The following is a 15,809-nucleotide window of genomic DNA, read 5'->3' on the forward strand; positions in this document are numbered from 1 at the left end:
ACCTCCGGACGGGTGGTCGGATCGTCGGCCGTTGACGACCCTGTTGGACAGTTCTAGTATCCAATACTAGATACCGGAGCTATCCATTGCTACGCCGGGTCAATCTGCCACCGATCGAGGAGCCCTGTCATGGATCCCGTTCTCACCGTCGTCGCGGGTGTCACCGTGCTCACCGTCGTGGGCATCGCCTTCGGCGGCACGTTCATGCTCCGCATCGTCACCGGAAGCCGGGGCGCGAACGCCCTGCAGAAGACGATGTTCCGGGCTGGCCACGCGCACGCGGGTGTGCTGGTGACCCTCGGCCTGGTGGTCGCGCTGCTCACCCAGGCCGCCGGCGTGGCCGCGACGTGGTCCGCCGTCGGCTCGATCCTGGTGCTCTCCGCCGCGATCCTGGTGCCGGCGGGGTTCTTCCTGTCCGTGCTCGGCGAGGACCCGCAGCGCCCCAACGCGTGGATCCGCTCGGTGTGGGCCGGGTTCGCGGTGCTGGTGGCGGGACTGGTCGTCGCCGGCGTCGCGACAACCGTCGCCGGCGTCAGCGCACTGGGTTGAGCCGATACCCCCGCCGGGTCGACTGTCAGCACTCGCGCCGGGTTGACCGAATGCCTCCCCGACGCGAGATCGGACGTACCGCGAGGGTGCGTCAGGCGGTGGCGGGCCGCACCGCGAGGTGTTCGCGGGCGAAGCTCAACGACTGACCCAGCATGGATGCCCGCTCGGCGCGAGTCCGCGCGTTCTGGGTGTTGATCTCGAGCACCACCTGACCGTCGAACCCGCTCTCGGTCAGGTGCCGGCACACCTGCGCGCACGGCTGGGTCCCGTGCCCTGGGATGAGGTGTTCGTCCGCTGACGCGCCGCGACCGTCGGCGAGGTGCAGGTGCTTGAGGCCGCTCCCCATCCGCCCGGCCAACTCCAGCGCGTCCATGCCCGCGGTCGCGGTGTGCGAGAGGTCCAGCGTGTAGTGGGCGTGCCCGGTGTCGGTGGGGTCGTACGACGGCGCGAAGGCGGACACCCCGCGACCGGGGCCGCCGCGCTTCTCCAGACGCTGCGCCGAGGCCGTCTTGGTGCCCCAGAACCGGTCCGTGCGCATCGGGAACATGTTCTCCACCGCGACCACCACGTCGCTGCGCTCCTCCAGGTCACGCACCTGGTCCGCGAAGCCGTCCGCGTAACGCCGCTGCCACCGGAACGGCGGGTGCACCACCACGGTCCGCGCGCCGAGCGCCTCCGCTGCCCGCACCGAACGCTCGAGCTTGGCGACCGGGTCCGCTCCCCACACCCGCTGCGAGATGAGCAGGCAGGGCGCGTGGATGGCCTGCACCGGGACCGCGTACTTGCGGACCAGTCGCTTGACCGCGTTCATGTCCTGGCTGACGGACTCCGCCCAGACCATCAGCTCGATGCCGTCGTAGCCGAGCTCGGCCGCGAACTCGAAGGCGGCCTCGGTGTTCTGCGGGTAGGCAGAGGCGGTCGACAGCCCCACCAGAATTTGCCTGTTACCGTTCCGGCCGCCGTCTGTCGCCATGTCTACCCCGTCAACTCGAGCTGAGTACGAAGGCCAGTGGGCCGATCGTCACGAACACCCCGACGATCACCGCGATGAGCAGGCTCACCATGTCGTCGGTCTGGCGCAGGATCCGGACCACCGCGACCAGTCCGGCGATCACCAGCACTGCGAGCACCAGCGCCACCCAGGGCAGCATCTCCCACAGCGTCTCGAAGCCCTTGAACAGCAGTCCGCCCGCGACGACCGCGACCAGCGCCTGCCCGGCCAGCACCGCCCACTGGCGAGCCGGGCTGCCCTCGGCCGCCTCGCTTTCGTCGAACGCGGAGTCGTCCGCTGCGGTGTCCGCTTCGGCCTCCGGTGCGGCGTCGTCGGCAGACTTGCCGCGTCGTGACCTGTGGCCCCCGTCCGCGTCGGTGATTCGCGGGAACTCGCCGGTGGTGTGGACCTGCGCCCGGGCGTCGTCAAGCGTCTCGTTGCGCGCGGTGCGCCCTGCCCCGGATTTCCGCAGCGGTTCGTCCTGGGGCGAGGCCCCGGACAGCAAGGCCGGTTCGCTGCCGGCGAACGGCGTGAACGCGCCCGCCGTGCGGGCGGAGTTCCCGAGCGCCTTCGCCGCCGGCTTCTCTGTCGCGGCCTTCCCTGTCGCCGCCCCGCTCTTGGCCGGGCCGGACTTGCGCGCGGCATCCGCCTTGGCCAGGACGGCCTTGTCCAGAGCCGGGATCGCCTGCGTGTGGTCTTCCTCGGCCGGCGCCGTCGGGGTGGCCGCGCGGGACGCCGCGGGCGTGATCGTCCGCATCTGCGGCATGGCCGCCGTCAGCGGCATGGCCGCCGTCTCGGGCCTGGCCGCCGCCTCGCGCCTGGCCGCCGTCTCGGTCTTGGCCGGCGCCTCGACCTTGGGCGCCGCCTTCGAGTTCAGCGCCGCTTCGAACTTCAGGGCCGACTCGGACTTCGGCGCCGCCACCGGCTTCGCGACCACCTCCGGCTTCGGGGCCGCCACGGGCGGGGCCGGCACCGCGGGCGCCGGCGGCTCCGCCTTCGGGGCCGCGCCGGACCTCAGCGCCGCCTCGAACTTCAGAGCCGACTCGGACTTCGGGGCCGCCGCCGGCTTCGGGGCCGCCTCGGGCGTGGCCGGCAACTCGACCGCGACCGGCGACGCGGGCTCGACCACTGCCGGCGCGGGAGCCGGCTCCGGCACGGCCACCACCACCGGCGCGGGGGCAGGCGGTTCGGGAGGCTCCGGGCGGTCCCGCACCACGGGGATCTCGCCGGTCAGTTCCGCCACAGTGATGCCACCGGCGACGCCACGACGCCGCCGACCGCCACGAGACTCGACCTGCTGTCCGTTGCGGGCAAGAAGTTCCGCAACGGAGATCTGGCCCGTGTTCTCCGAACCCTCGCTCATCGCGCCACCACCAGTTCGCCGCCCATCTCAGTATCCAGTTTGCGCAGGATCAGTCCTTCGCGCAGCGCCCACGGACAAATCTCCAGTTCGTCCACCGACAGTGCCCGCATGGTCGCCTCCGCGATCAGTGCGCCGGCCACGATCTGCTGCGACCTGTCGGCGCTCACTCCCTCCAGTTCGGCGCGGTCGGCGGTCGTCATCCGCGAGATGAACGCGATCAGCTGCCGCAAACCACTCGAAGTCAGTGTCCTACGCACACGCGGTCCGGCGGCGGAGGGCGCGGCGCCGGTGAGTCGGGCCAGCGACCGGAAGGTCTTGGACGTCCCGACCACGCGGTCCGGCGTCCCCGCGGCCCGCAGCTCCTTCGCCGGCTCCACCAGTTCCGCGTCCAGCCAGTCCCGCAGCACCGCGATCCGACGCTTGCCCGGCGGGTCGGCGGACAGCCAGTCCCGGGTCAGGCGGCCGGCACCGAGCTGCAGCGAGAAGGCGACGTCCGGGTCCTCGTCGCCGCCGCTGGTGAGCTCGAGCGAACCGCCGCCGATGTCGAAGTTCATGATCCGGCCGGCGCTCCAGCCGTACCAGCGGCGCACCGCGAGGAAGGTCAGCCGGGCCTCGTCGACGCCCGAGAGCACCTCGAGCCGCACCCCCGTCTCCTCTCGGACCCGCGCCAGCACGGCCTCCGAGTTGTTCGCGTCCCGCACCGCCGAGGTGGCAAAGGCCATCAGCTCGCCGCACCCCGAGGTGGACGCGATGCTGGCGAAGTCGCCGACCGCGGCGACCAGGCGGTCGGCACCGGCCTCGGTGATGTCGCCACGGTCGTCGGTGTTCTCCGCGAGCCGCAGCGTGGACTTGGTTGAGCTCATCGGCGTGGGATGGGCGCCCCTGTGGGCATCCACCACGAGCAGGTGAACTGTGTTGCTTCCGACGTCGAGCACCCCTAAACGCACGTGACCACGGTACTGGGTCTACCGTCGGGCACTGTGACAGCAGGCAATACCGTGCCCTCGGACAAGATGGTGCCGACCCCCGAAGTCGACCTCGACTTCCCCCGCGAGTGGATCGAGTTCGTCGATCCGTCGAACGCGGAGCACGTCGTCGTCGCGGACCTGACCTGGCTGCTTTCCCGCTGGACCTGCGTCTTCGGCACCCCCGCGTGCCAGGGCACGGTGGCCGACCGGCCGGACGACGGTTGCTGCTCGCACGGCGCCTTCCTCTCCGACGCCGAGGACCGGGACAAGCTCGACAAGTCAGTGAAGTTGCTCACCGCGCAGGACTGGCAGTTCATCGACAAGGGCCTGGGCAAGAAGGGCTACGTCGAAGAGGACGACCTCGACGACGAGCCGGCCGTGCGGACCCGGCGCTACAAGGGCGCCTGCATCTTCCTCAACCGACCCGGCTTCGAAGGCGGTATCGGCTGCGCGCTTCACTCGATGGCGCTGCGCAAGGGCATCGAGCCGCTCGAGGTGAAGCCGGACGTGTGCTGGCAGCTCCCGATCCGCCGCACCCAGGAGTGGGTGGACCGGCCGAACGGCGAGCAGGTGCTCAAGACCACCATCACCGAGTACGACCGGCGCGGCTGGGGCGAGGGCGGCGAGGACCTGAGCTGGTACTGCTCCGGTTCGCCCGACGCACACGTGGGCGCGAAGCCGGTGTGGCAGTCCTACGCCCCGGAGCTGACCGAACTGCTCGGCGACGAGGTGTACCAGGAACTGGCCAAGCACTGCCGCCGCCGGGCCGGCCTCGGGTTGATCGCGGTGCACCCCGCGACGACGGCCGCCCGCGAGGCCCGCGGTCGCTGAGCCGGCAAAACCGCGCGCAGCCGGCACCGGGCCGGTAACGCCCACCTCGTCGCCGTCCGACATACCCTGCGAGGGGCACGCCGGTGTTCCCGGTGAGGGGACATCATGTTCAAGCACGTAGTCGCCGTCGCGGCCCTGGCCGCAGGCGCCGCACTGACGCTGGCGCCCGCCGCGTCCGCGGTCAGTCCGGACGACCCGTACGGCTGGAACACCTACAACGACAAGACCAGCACATTCGTCGCGCCGCTGGATCCCGGTGCCTTCACCGACAAGGCAGACAAGGCGATCGTGCTGAGCCCGTTCGGCACCACCCGGACCATCGAGTGCAAGGGCGACGGCCACTATGTGGGTGTCGCCTGCCGGCAGTCGGACCCCGCCGGCGTCCGACACGACCTGGTCCCGGTGATGAAGGCCCCGATGCGCGCCGTGTGGGTCTACAACCCGTTCGACGCCCCCAGCAGCTGACCGCCTGCCGGTCCTGGTCCGCCAGATCCAGCGCGCGGGCCCGGACCGGCCATGACGGGGCACGGGGTCTTGCCGCCCGCGGCCGGCCACGCGACGCCGGAAAGGTCGCCACGCTCGCGTCGAGAGCTTTATCGGTCGGCCTCCGTCCTGTCGGTGAGCCGTGTCGCCTCGCCCGCCGCGGCGTCGAGGTAGTCGCCGAGCGCCGCGAGGTCGTCGAACATCGTCAGCGGGTCCGGGGTTCCCCGTGTCCCCCAGATCGCCCAGGTCCCCCAGCTCCCCGAGCGCTGCTGCCACGCCGAACCCGGTCAGCAGGTCGTCGACGGGCAACTCGTCCGCTGTGTCCGGCTCCTGCGGCGCCGCGCAGCGCTCGCCCGAAACGGGTCGGGCAGGGCCGGGCGGACCGGCCGCCGCACTATGCTCGACCGGTGGAACTTCACCTGGTCAACTACTTCGTAGCGGTGGTAGACCATGGCAGCGTCACCGCGGCGGCGCGGTCGCTCTACATCACGCAGCCGTCGCTCTCGCAGGCCATCCGCACCCTGGAGAGGAACCTCGGCAGCCCCCTCTTCGAACGGGTCGGCAGGCGGCTCGTGCTCACTCCCGCGGGCCGGGACTTCGACGCCGCCGCCCGCCGCCTGCTCGCCGACCTCGGTGCCGCCCGCGACAAGGTCGACGCCGTCCGCGAATTGCGTGCGGGTTCACTGGAACTGGTGACGTACTCGACCTTCGCGATCGACCCGACGGTGGACCTGGTGCGACGCTTCCGCGAGCGGCATCCCCGCATCACCGTGACCATCTTCGACACCGCCGGACCCGAGGGCGTGTTCACCGCGCTCCGGCAGGGGCGGGCCGAGGTCGGCATCAGCAGCCTCGTCGGCGACCACAGCCCCCTGCAGGCGGTGTCGCTCGGCGAACAGGAACTGATGCTCGCACTGCCCGAGGCCCTCGCCGCAACACTGCCGGATCCCGTTCCGCGAGAAGCGGTCCGGTCGGTACCCCTGATCGTCGACCTGGGCAGTGTGCCCGGCAACGGACTCACCCCCGACCTGCTGGCCGAGAACGCGGAGAACGTCGTGGTGGACTCCACCCGCCCCAGCCTGACCTGGGACCTGGTCCGCCTCGGCGCCGGCGCCACCATCGTCTCGCGCGCGGTGGCCGCCAGCCAGTTGCCCGCCGTCACAGTGCGATCCGTGGACCCTCCGCTGACCCAGACGGTCGCATTGCTGACGCGCAAACCGCCGCTGTCGCCGGCCGCGGAGGCGTTCCTGCAACTGGCCGGCGCCCAGGACTGGGGCGAATGACGTGGACCTGAAACAGATCGAGTACTTCCTGGCCGTCGTCGACCACGGCGGGATCGCCGGCGCGGCCCTGACCCTGGGCGTCGCACAGCCGACGATCTCGACCGGCATCCGGAGCCTCGAGCGGGCACTCGGCGTCCCGCTGTTTCACCGACTGGGCCGGGGCATGGTCCTCAGCTCCGCCGGTCGTGCGCTGCTCGGACCCGGGCGTCAGATCCTGCGTGACACGGCCGCGGCCAAGTACAACCTCGCCTCGACCAGTGCGTCGCTGGTCGGACGCCTCGACATCATGGCGATGCCGATGCTGGGCCTGACCGCGCTGGCCGAGACGATCGCCGCGTTCCGCGCCCTGCACCCGCGGGTCATCGTGCACATCAAGGAGTTTCGCGACGACACCGCGCCGGTCGAACTGATCCGGGACGGCCACTGCGAGTTCGTTGCGAGCCACATCCCGCTGCCCGAGGCCGAGGCCCTGCAGTCCCTCACCTTGACCGTGCACGAGTACTGGTTGGCCTACCCGCCCGGCACCGTGCTGCCGCCGGGCCCGGTTCCACTCGCGGTGCTCCCCCGGATCCCGATGGTCTGGTTGTCGGACGACCGTACCGTCGTCGCCCGACGGGTCCAGCACGAGATCCAGAAGGTCGGTGAGGCGCCGCCGAGCGCCGCGATGGTCGAGCACCGCGAGTCCCGGCTTCCGCTCGTCGTCGCGGGAGTCGGTGGCGCCGTGGTCGAACGGTCGACCGCCGAGTCGATGGCCGAGCAGGCGGTCGTGCGGCCCATCGCGCCGCCGCTGAACCGGGCCATGGGCCTCACGTTCGACCCGGACCGACTCTCCGTCGTCGCCCGAGAGTTCCTGGCGGTGGTCCGGGAGCGTTCGCCGTTCTCCGGCCCACCCGGTTAGCCGGCGCCCCCGGCCGCCGGTTGCTGCCGGCCGGACGGCCCCCGGGTCAGACCGCGACCTGCTCGCGCAGTCGCTCGCGCAGCGCAGCCTTGACGATCTTGCCCGTGGGCGTGATCGGAAGCTCGTCCAACAGCACCACCTCACGGAGCTTCTTGTACGGAAGCACCTGTGCGGCAACAAAGTCCATCAGCTCTTCGGGTGTCACCCGTGAGCCGGGCGCCGGTACGACGAAGCCGACCGGCTCCTCCCCGACCCCCGCCGTCGCGCGGCCCACCACAGCGGCCGAGTGCACACCCGGATGCGTGAGAAGCACCTCTTCGATCTCGCGGGGATAGACGTTGTACCCCTTGTAGATCAGCATGTCCTTGATCCGGTCGGAGATGAAGACGAAACCGTCCTCGTCGATGTGCCCGACGTCGCCGGTGTCGAGCCAGCCGTCCACGAACTGCTGGGCGGTCTCGTCCGGCCGGTTCAGGTAGCCGGCGGCCACCTGTGGTCCGCGGACCCACAGCGTGCCAGGCTCGTTCGCGCCCAGCACCGCTCCCGAGCCGTCCAGGGCCCGGACCTGGACCTCGGTGTCGAACATCGGGACCCCGACGCTGCCGTCCTTGGCCGGGTATCGCCCGATCATCGGCGACCCCGTCACCAGCGCGGTCGCCTCGGTCATCCCGTACCCCTCGCCCACCCGGGCCCGGGGGAAGGTGGCACGCAGCGCCGCGAGGGTCGACAGGTCGATCGGTGCCGCGCCGGAGGTGACCAGCCGCACGGAGGTCAGGTCGCGGCGGACGGCGTCCGGATGTGCGGTCAGCGCGTGCCACATCGCCGGGCTGCCGGCGATCGCAGTGACCCGGTGCCGGTCGATCAGCTCGAGCATCCCGGCCGGGGTGAACCTGCCGGCGAAGACGTTGGTGGCCCCCGCCAGCAACTGGGTGTTCATCCCGATCAGCGCATGCGCGTGGAAGAGCGGGGACACCACGATCGACACGTCGGTACCGAGGCCGAAGTCCCAGGACGGTTCGCGAACCCGGTCCGCGAACCCGATCAGCCCGTCGGGCTCGCGCACCAGCGTCAGACCCGACCTCGCCGTCATCGTCTGGGCCAGGTTCGCCACGATGTTGCGATGCAGCACCCGCACGCCCTTCGAGACGCCGGTGGTGCCGCCGGTGTAGGCGAGGTGCGCGACCTCGTCGCCCGTCACGTCGAGGCAGGTGTACTCCGCAGGCGCCCCCGACACGAACTCGTCGTAGTCGACGACGCCGCCCGAATGCGGGGACCGGGTCGCGGACGCACCGGCCAGCCGATGCACGATCGTCAACTCCACCGCGGTGCCCGCGGCGGCCGCGGCGGCGTTCTCGTACTGCGCGGCCTGCGTCACCACGGCGCGGGCGGCGGTGTCGCGCAGCTGGTGCCGCAGCCCGGCGACCGGCTGGATCGGGTTGACCAGGGACACCGTCGCACCGGCCCGCAGCGAGCCGTAGTACGCGACGACGAACTCGATGCCGTTGGTCAGGTGGATCAGCACCACGTCGCCTCGGCCGATCCCGGCGCCGTGCAACGCGGCGGCGAAACATCCGGTACGCGAACCGAACTCCGCGTAGGTCAGGGTCGTGTCGCCGAGCACGAATGCGACCCGGTCCCCGTAGCGCCGGGCCGCGGTCTCCGGCAGCCGGACCGTGGTGACCTCCGGGTAGTCGATGGACCCGGCGAAGAAGTCGGTTCTCGTAATCAGCATTGTTGCTCTCCAATCCCCCGGGGAACTCGGCGAACACGGCGGCCGCGGCTGGTCGGCAGCCGCCGCGGCGAACCGGTCAGGCGCGCTGGCGGTCTCGGGCCGGATTCGCCAGGATCAGGACGAGCACCGCACAGGCCGCGGCGATCGCGCCGAGGATCTGGAACGAGAGGGCGTACCCCTGTGCCGCGGTCGGGGCGTGGTCGACGATGACGCCGGTGGCGTACGGCGCAACCAGGCCACCGGTCGCCATGATCGCCAGGAAGAAGCCGAGCGTGCCTGCCGTCTGGCGCGGCGGGCACAGGTCCGAGATCATCGCGCTGAACAGCGGCATCACCGGGGTGCAGAAGCCGTACCCGACGGAGACCACGACGACCGCCAGCGGCGCCGAACCGATCGAGGGCAGCAGGAACAGCAGCAGTCCGCAGATGAAGACGCCGACGACGGGCATCACGATGCGAACCGTGCGGAGGGAGGCGCCGCGGACCAGCAGCCGGTCGCTGATCGTGGAGATCGAGAGCATCAGGACCAGGCCGACGGTGCTCGGGATCGCGAACATCAGGCCCGCCTGCAGCCGGCTGAAACCGAGACCCAGCTCGAAGTACGACGGCAGCCAGGTGAGGACCACCGCGACCATCGCGTAGCAACTGGTGATGAGGACCGCCGCAGAGATGAACGTCCGGTTGAGGAAGATCTTGCGCCACGGGACGGTGGGTTCGCTCGCCTCGGTCTCCGCCGGCTCGGCCTTCGCCGACTCCCGTCGGATGTACGGACCCTCGCGCCAGGTGAATATCCAAACGACGCACCAGATCAGGCCGGCCACGGCCAGGACGCTCAGCGCGGCGCGCCACCCCAATGTCGCGGTGACCACGGCCAGCGCCGGCGCGATCGCGATCTTCGCGATGGACTGCGCCCCCGCGATCAGCGCACCCGGCAGGCCACGCTTGGACGGCTCGTGCCAGGAGTACGCCGCGGTGAGGCTCAGCGCGGCGGCAGGACCCTCGAACAGTCCCAGCACCAGCCGACTGACGATGAGAACCACGAACGAAGCGGAGACGATCAGTGGCAGTACCGTCAGGGACCAGCCCAGCGCGAGGATCACCAGCGCCCAGCGCAGCGAGACAAGGCGATTGACGGTACCCGCGAAGAACCCGCCGATGGCGAAGGTCAGGAAGAAGAGGCTGCCGGCGAGGCCGATCTGGGACGCGGTGAGGCCCAGGTCCTTCGCCAGCGGCTGCGCGATGATGCCCAGCACTGCCTTGTCGGCGTTGTTGATCGTGCCGAGCGTGACCAGGAGCCCGGTCAGGCCCCAGGCCCGGCGTCGCGTGAACAGGCCACCGGCCTCACCTGGCCGGAAGTCCTGCTCGGCCGGAGTTGCCTCCGACTTGTCGAGCGCCGGGATAGACGTCATGTTGCCCCTCTTCGGTCGCGGGGTGAGCCAATCGCCCGACCCACCCCGTAGTGCCGTGGATCACATCACGTTCTATTCAACGGCCCGTTTCACGCCCGATCAATACGCAGTCGACGAAGCGACCGAACACGTCTGCCTATGGATCCGCGGCGGACGGGTCCGTCGGATCAGCCCTCGAGCTTGTACCCCAGCCCGCGCACCGTGACCAGGTGTTCCGGCTTGGCCGGGTCCGCCTCGATCTTCGAGCGCAGGCGCTTGACGTGCACGTCGAGGGTCTTGGTGTCGCCCACGTAGTCCGAGCCCCACACCCGGTCGATCAGCTGACCACGGGTGAGCACCCGGCCGGAGTTGCGCAGCAGGTACTCGAGCAGGTCGAACTCCTTGAGCGGCAGGGTGACGGCGTCCCCGTTGACCAGCACGGTGTGCCGGTCCACGTCCATCCGCACCGGACCGGCCTCGAGCACGCCGTCGGCGAGCGCCCCGTCCACGTCGTTGTCGGCGCCGCGGCGCAGCACCGCACGGATCCGCGCGATCAGCTCGCGCGCCGAGTAGGGCTTGGTGACGTAGTCGTCGGCGCCCAGCTCCAGCCCGACCACCTTGTCGATCTCGCTGTCGCGGGCGGTGACCATGATGACCGGCACCCCGGACCGGGCCCGCAACTGCTTGCAGACGTCGGTGCCGCTCATGCCCGGCAGCATCAGGTCGAGCAGGACGATGTCGGCACCGGCCCGGTCGAACTCGGCCAGCGCGGACGGGCCGTCGCCGACCACCGTCGCCTCGAAGCCCTCCCGCCGGAGCAGGAACGCCAACGGGTCGGCCAGCGACTCCTCGTCCTCCACGATCAGCACGTTCGTCACCGGTTGGCCTCCAAATTCGTTGCGGCCTGCGGCCGCACAGTGTTGTCGATCGATACGGTCTTGCCTGGTGTAACGGTGGGTTCGGGGATCTCGGGATGCACCGGCGGCTCGTCGTCGAGGAGTTCGTCGTCGACGGCCGTCTCCTGGTGGCCCGGGATGAACAGGGTGAACGTGGAACCGGTGCCCGGCTTGCTCCACAGCGTGATCGAGCCGTTGTGGTTGGCCGCGACGTGCTTGGCGATCGCCAGGCCCAGACCGGTGCCGCCGGTGGCCCGGGCCCGCGCCTTGTCCACCCGGAAGAAGCGTTCGAAGACCCGCTCCTGGTCCTCCTTGGCGATGCCGATGCCGCGGTCGGTGACGGCGATCGCCACCTCGTCGCCGCGGCGGGTGCGGCTGACCGACACCGGGGAGCCCTTGGGCGAGTAGGCGATGGCGTTCTCCACCAGGTTCGACAGCGCGGTGATCAGCAGGGTGCGATCGCCCAGCACCTCGAGCCCGCTCGGCCGGTCCGCGGTCACCTCGATGCCGGCGGCCTCGGCCGTCACCCGCGAGCGGCGCATCGCCTCCTCGACCACCTCGTCGACGTCGACGACGTCGAGGTCCGGCAGCTTCTCGGCGCCCTGCAGCCGGGACAGCGCGATCAGTTCGCCGACCATGTTGCCGAGCCGCTTCGACTCGGTGAGGACGCGCTCGCCGAAGTGTCGCACCGACTCGGGATCGTCGGCGGACTCGAGCAGCGCCTCGGCCAGCAGGCCCATCGCCCCGACCGGGGTCTTCAGTTCGTGGCTGACGTTCGCCACGAAATCGCGGCGGGTGGCCTCCATCCGGACCTGTTCGGAGTCGTCGTCGGCGAAGAGCACCACGAAGCGGCGGTCCTCCTCGCTGAGCAGGCGCGCGATCCCGCGGACGGCGATCTTGCCGCGTCCACGGCCGGAACCGCGCAGGCTCAGGTCGATCTCCACGGTCTCACCGGTGTCGAGGACCCGGTTCGCGGCGACCCAGGCCCGCTCGTCGACCAGCCGGTTGCGGACCAGTCCGAGTTCCTCGGCACGCGGGTTGAACAGGACCACGTCCTGGAAGGCGTCGACCACCGCGATGCCGCTGTGGGAGGCGAGGACGATCAGGTCGAGCACCTGGGACATGGTGAGGCCGGACTGTTCCGCCTCCCGGCGGGCGAAGCGCCGCCGCAGCCATGGGACCAGGACGCCACCGACCAGATAGCCACCGACACCGGCGGCCACGGCCAGCAACACGGCCTGAACGATGTTCACAATTGAATCGTACGGTTCGGTGAACCCCCGCCGAAGCCGGGTGCGGGCATTTCTCCGCACGTCACGGGCATGCCGAGCCCCGTTTCCCGGCTGTTCACCTGGCGTTCGCCCGGACCCTCCGCCGTCACGGGAGGGTCCGGGTCAGCAACATCGTCGGCTACTTCGCGCCCTGGCTGGCGACGGCCGCGGCACCGGCCGCGGCGGCCTCGGGATCGAGGTAGGTGCCGCCCTTGTTGATCGGCTTCAGGTTCTCGTCGAGGTCGTAGCGCAGCGGGATCCCGGTGGGGATGTTCACGCCGGCGATGTCCTCGTCGGAGATGCCGTCCAGATGCTTGACCAGCGCGCGCAGCGAGTTGCCGTGGGCGGTGACCAGGACGGTCTTACCGGCCCTGAGATCCTGGGAGATGGTGTCCTCCCAGTACGGGATGAGCCGCTTGACCACGTCGAGCAGGCACTCGGTCAGCGGGACCTCGCCGATGTCGGCGTACTGCGGGTCGGTGTCCTGGCTGTACTCGCTGCCCGCCTCGATGGCCGGCGGCGGGGTGTCGTAGCTGCGACGCCAGAGCATGAACTGGTCGTCGCCGTACTCCGCCTTGGTCTGGGCCTTGTTCTTGCCCTGCAGGGCGCCGTAGTGCCGCTCGTTCAGACGCCAGTCGCGCACGACCGGGATCCAGTGCCGGTCGGCGGCGTCGAGGGCCAGGTTGGCGGTGTTGATCGCGCGACGCAGCAGCGACGTGTACAGCACGTCCGGCAGCAGGTCGTGCTCCTTGAGGAGCTCGCCGGCCCGCTTGCCCTCCCCGATGCCCTTGTCGGTGAGGTGGACGTCCACCCAGCCGGTGAACAGGTTCAGCGCATTCCATTCGCTCTCGCCGTGGCGGAGCAGCACAAGGGTTCCGGTACTCATGCGGTCAATCCTGACATGGCCGCCGACGGCCACCGTCCGCGGCAGCGACTCCGTTCACGCCGACCGGGCAGCGTTCGAGCCGGCGGCGACTCGGCGGAGAATCAAGCTTGACTGCAATCGCTACTAATGTAGCGTTAAGGACACCGCCCGACCGGACTATCGCAATAGGAGTTGTCGTGGAGCCACAGAAGCGCCCCGGCGGCCGCAGCGCCCGGGTACGCGACACGGTCCGCACGGCCACCCTCGCCGAGCTCACCCTGAACGGCTACCAGGGTTTGACGATCGACAACGTCGCCCAGCGCTCCGGCGTCCACAAGACCACGGTCTACCGCCGTTGGGGCACCCCCGAAGGCCTGATCGCCGACGCCCTCGAACTCGCCGCGTCCGAACCGTGGCCCGTCCCCGACACCGGCGCCATCGAAGGCGATCTCCGCGGAATCACCGACCTTGTCCGCACCGGTTTCGGCGACCCCGAAGCCGGGCCCGTCGCGTCCGCATTCATCGCCGCGGCCACCCAGAATTCGGCGGCCGCGCAGGCTCTCCACCGCTTCTACGCCGCCCGCCATGCCCAATCCGCCGAGGTGGTCCGCCGCGCCGTCGCCCGCGGCGAACTCCCGGCCACCGTCGCCGCCGAGGACCTGATCAGATTCGCGGTGGCCCCGGTCTACTACCGACTCTTCATCGCCCACGAGCCGGTGACCGAACACGACGCGGTCCGCGCCGCCGACGCCGCCCTGGCCGCCGCGCGCGCAGGCCTCATCTGACGGCTCCTGTCACCACGACCGTTCCGACCCCAACCCGCTCGGCGAGTCCGATCGCCACAACAGCTCAGCTCAGGAGGAACACATGACCGGTCAGCAGATTGCCCGCACCATCGATGCCTCATTCGAGATCACCGAATGGGACGAGACCGTCTACGACGAGCCGGACGAGGGACCCAAACTGACCAGGGTGCGGATCAGCAAGCGCTACCACGGTGCGATCGAGGGCTCGGGCGTGGTGTCGGTGCTCACGGCCCAGGGAGATTCCGGCGCCGGCTACGTGGCCTCCGAACGGATCGAGGGCACCCTCGACGGGCGCGCGGGCACCTTCGTCATCCAACACGGCGGCCTGGCCTACGGCACCGAGCAGAGCAGCTTCGGGTCCATAGTCCCCGGTTCCGGCACCGGAGAGCTCGCGGGGATCTCGGGCCACGCGAAGGAAGCTCAGCAGGAGGTCCTCTCGTTGGTCTACACGCTGTAGCCCGCCGGGCGCTGCACCCACCCGCACTGCCGTGACCGGAACACCGGCCGACATCGAACGCATCGCCCTCGACCGCCAGGAGAAGGCCAGATGACCCACGTCTGCATCGACGAGCACGCCGTACCCGGCGGCCCCTACGCGATCACCGTCGGCCCGGACCGCGCGCTCTGGTTCACGCTGGTCCACAGCGGTCAGATCGGCCGCCTCGTCCCGGGCGAGCCACCCACCACCCACCAGCTCGACCCGGACAGTGGGCCGACGGTCATCGTCACCGGACCCGACGGCGCGCTCTGGTTCACGGAATACCGGTCGCACCGCATCGGACGGATCACCACCGACGGCGTTCTCGACGAGTTCGCACTGCCCACACCGGACTGCGGGCCGTTCGGCATCGCCGCCGGACCCGACGGCGCGCTCTGGTTCACCGAGACCGCAGCCGACCGAATCGGACGGATCACCACCGACGGCCAGGTCACCGAGTTCCCCCTCCCGACCGGCGGCGCGTTTCCCTCCGCGATCACCGCCGGCGCCGACGGCGGAACGTGGTTCACCATGAACCAGGCCAACGCGATCGGCCGCATCGGCACGGACGGCGATGTCGCCATCCACCCGCTCCCCACCGAAGCCGCGGGACCCGTGGGGATCACCGGCGGACAGGACGGGACTCTCTGGTTCGTCGAGATCAACGCCGGCCAGATCGGCCGGATCACCCCGGACGGAGCGATCGACGAGTTCCCGCTGCCCGACCGCACCGCCCGGCCGCACGCCATCACCGCCGACGACAACGGCGGCTACTGGTTCACCGAGTGGGGCGCCAACCGCATCGGCACAATCAGCCCGGGCGGTGCGATCGCGGTACACGAACTGCCCACCCCGGGATCCGAGCCTCACGGGATCGCCCTCGGCCCGGACGGTGCGCTGTGGGCAGCCCTCGAAATCGGCGCCCTCGCCCGCCTCACACGCTCGACTCGCACCAACGCCCAGACATCACTCGTCCCGAACGTCCTCCGGGCGCAGTAGCGGGTGATG

16 protein-coding genes are annotated in these 15,809 nt (G+C 70.5%); 8 read left to right on the forward strand and 8 right to left on the reverse strand.

All coding sequences use genetic code 11. The features are described from left to right. Positions 1-129 precede the first annotated feature (129 nt). Entirely contained in the window at positions 130-549 is a 420-nt protein-coding gene (locus AC1DWC_RS14035) for a hypothetical protein (RefSeq protein WP_072842614.1), read from the forward strand. A gap of 91 nt (positions 550-640) precedes the next feature. On the opposite strand, the gene AC1DWC_RS14040 is transcribed toward AC1DWC_RS14035, so the two are convergent. Genes AC1DWC_RS14040 through AC1DWC_RS14050 form a run of 3 tightly spaced genes read right to left on the reverse strand, consistent with a single transcriptional unit; the run spans position 641 to position 3,850 of the window. Beyond that, positions 641-1,522, reverse strand: coding sequence for a sugar phosphate isomerase/epimerase family protein (locus tag AC1DWC_RS14040; protein WP_477837909.1), 882 nt, complete (start codon positions 1,520-1,522; stop codon positions 641-643). 10 nt (positions 1,523-1,532) lie between these two features. Then, complete coding sequence (locus AC1DWC_RS14045) at positions 1,533-2,903, reverse strand: ribosomal eL19 family protein (protein WP_477908874.1); 1,371 nt, start codon at positions 2,901-2,903, stop codon at positions 1,533-1,535. After that, a complete protein-coding gene (locus AC1DWC_RS14050) occupies positions 2,900-3,850 on the reverse strand; it encodes a Ppx/GppA family phosphatase (RefSeq protein ID WP_477837911.1) in 951 nt (316 codons plus the stop codon). Before AC1DWC_RS14050 ends, AC1DWC_RS14045 begins: the two co-directional genes overlap by 4 nt. 66 nt (positions 3,851-3,916) lie before the next feature. Between AC1DWC_RS14050 and AC1DWC_RS14055 the strand changes: the two genes are divergently transcribed. The 4 genes from AC1DWC_RS14055 (at position 3,917) to AC1DWC_RS14070 (ending at position 7,366) form a co-directional block, all read left to right on the forward strand. After that, positions 3,917-4,702, forward strand: coding sequence for a DUF3109 family protein (locus AC1DWC_RS14055; RefSeq protein WP_477908952.1), 786 nt, complete (start codon positions 3,917-3,919; stop codon positions 4,700-4,702). Positions 4,703-4,807: 105 nt separating this feature from the next. Further along, a complete protein-coding gene (locus AC1DWC_RS14060; protein WP_477908876.1) occupies positions 4,808-5,167 on the forward strand; it encodes a hypothetical protein in 360 nt (119 codons plus the stop codon). Positions 5,168-5,592: 425 nt separating this feature from the next. Then, entirely contained in the window at positions 5,593-6,468 is an 876-nt protein-coding gene (locus AC1DWC_RS14065) for a LysR family transcriptional regulator (protein ID WP_477908878.1), read from the forward strand. Position 6,469: 1 nt separating this feature from the next. Next, entirely contained in the window at positions 6,470-7,366 is an 897-nt protein-coding gene (locus AC1DWC_RS14070) for a LysR family transcriptional regulator (protein ID WP_477908880.1), read from the forward strand. A 46-nt stretch (positions 7,367-7,412) separates the two neighbouring features. Here the strand turns inward: AC1DWC_RS14070 and AC1DWC_RS14075 are convergent, their stop codons facing one another. The 5 genes from AC1DWC_RS14075 to AC1DWC_RS14095 all read right to left on the reverse strand — a co-directional run bounded on the left by AC1DWC_RS14075 (position 7,413) and on the right by AC1DWC_RS14095 (position 13,547). Next, positions 7,413-9,098, reverse strand: coding sequence for a class I adenylate-forming enzyme family protein (locus AC1DWC_RS14075; RefSeq protein WP_477908882.1), 1,686 nt, complete (start codon positions 9,096-9,098; stop codon positions 7,413-7,415). 76 nt (positions 9,099-9,174) lie between these two features. Continuing rightward, the gene (locus AC1DWC_RS14080) at positions 9,175-10,506 is read right to left on the reverse strand and encodes an MFS transporter (protein WP_477908884.1); all 1,332 of its coding nucleotides are present in this window, start codon (positions 10,504-10,506) and stop codon (positions 9,175-9,177) included. Between the two features lie 167 nt (positions 10,507-10,673). Beyond that, positions 10,674-11,363 carry a response regulator transcription factor gene (locus tag AC1DWC_RS14085; RefSeq protein ID WP_072842603.1) on the reverse strand — a complete coding sequence of 230 codons (690 nt, stop codon included), beginning with the start codon at positions 11,361-11,363 and terminating at the stop codon, positions 10,674-10,676. Next, positions 11,360-12,634 carry a sensor histidine kinase gene (locus AC1DWC_RS14090; RefSeq protein ID WP_477908887.1) on the reverse strand — a complete coding sequence of 425 codons (1,275 nt, stop codon included), beginning with the start codon at positions 12,632-12,634 and terminating at the stop codon, positions 11,360-11,362. The genes AC1DWC_RS14085 and AC1DWC_RS14090 overlap by 4 nt, the downstream gene beginning before the upstream one ends. A gap of 157 nt (positions 12,635-12,791) precedes the next feature. Continuing rightward, the gene (locus AC1DWC_RS14095; RefSeq protein WP_477908954.1) at positions 12,792-13,547 is read right to left on the reverse strand and encodes a phosphoglyceromutase; all 756 of its coding nucleotides are present in this window, start codon (positions 13,545-13,547) and stop codon (positions 12,792-12,794) included. A 167-nt stretch (positions 13,548-13,714) separates the two neighbouring features. On the opposite strand from AC1DWC_RS14095, the gene AC1DWC_RS14100 reads away from it, so the two are divergent. From AC1DWC_RS14100 to AC1DWC_RS14110, 3 genes are all read left to right on the forward strand, one after another. Continuing rightward, the gene (locus AC1DWC_RS14100; RefSeq protein ID WP_477908889.1) at positions 13,715-14,302 is read left to right on the forward strand and encodes a TetR/AcrR family transcriptional regulator; all 588 of its coding nucleotides are present in this window, start codon (positions 13,715-13,717) and stop codon (positions 14,300-14,302) included. Positions 14,303-14,384: 82 nt separating this feature from the next. Further along, positions 14,385-14,780: a DUF3224 domain-containing protein gene (locus tag AC1DWC_RS14105; protein WP_477908891.1), complete on the forward strand. Its 396-nt coding sequence runs from the start codon at positions 14,385-14,387 to the stop codon at positions 14,778-14,780. A 90-nt stretch (positions 14,781-14,870) separates the two neighbouring features. Beyond that, positions 14,871-15,800 (forward strand): Vgb family protein, encoded by a 930-nt coding sequence (locus AC1DWC_RS14110; RefSeq protein ID WP_477908893.1) that lies wholly within the window; start codon positions 14,871-14,873, stop codon positions 15,798-15,800. The last annotated feature ends 9 nt before the right edge of the window (positions 15,801-15,809 follow it).

The sequence above is a fragment of the Rhodococcus sp. P4_C10 genome (genome assembly GCF_056402135.1).

Bases quoted from the DNA above. Each gene is read 5' to 3' on its own strand.
- AC1DWC_RS14045 (WP_477908874.1), bottom strand. From the start codon at position 2,903: ATGAGCGAGGGTTCGGAGAACACGGGCCAGATCTCCGTTGCGGAACTT.
- AC1DWC_RS14060 (WP_477908876.1), top strand. From the start codon at position 4,808: ATGTTCAAGCACGTAGTCGCCGTCGCGGCCCTGGCCGCAGGCGCCGCA.
- AC1DWC_RS14110 (WP_477908893.1), top strand. From the start codon at position 14,871: ATGACCCACGTCTGCATCGACGAGCACGCCGTACCCGGCGGCCCCTAC.
- AC1DWC_RS14040 (WP_477837909.1), bottom strand. From the start codon at position 1,522: ATGGCGACAGACGGCGGCCGGAACGGTAACAGGCAAATTCTGGTGGGG.
- AC1DWC_RS14075 (WP_477908882.1), bottom strand. From the start codon at position 9,098: ATGCTGATTACGAGAACCGACTTCTTCGCCGGGTCCATCGACTACCCG.
- AC1DWC_RS14105 (WP_477908891.1), top strand. From the start codon at position 14,385: ATGACCGGTCAGCAGATTGCCCGCACCATCGATGCCTCATTCGAGATC.
- AC1DWC_RS14035 (WP_072842614.1), top strand. From the start codon at position 130: ATGGATCCCGTTCTCACCGTCGTCGCGGGTGTCACCGTGCTCACCGTC.
- AC1DWC_RS14055 (WP_477908952.1), top strand. From the start codon at position 3,917: ATGGTGCCGACCCCCGAAGTCGACCTCGACTTCCCCCGCGAGTGGATC.
- AC1DWC_RS14080 (WP_477908884.1), bottom strand. From the start codon at position 10,506: ATGACGTCTATCCCGGCGCTCGACAAGTCGGAGGCAACTCCGGCCGAG.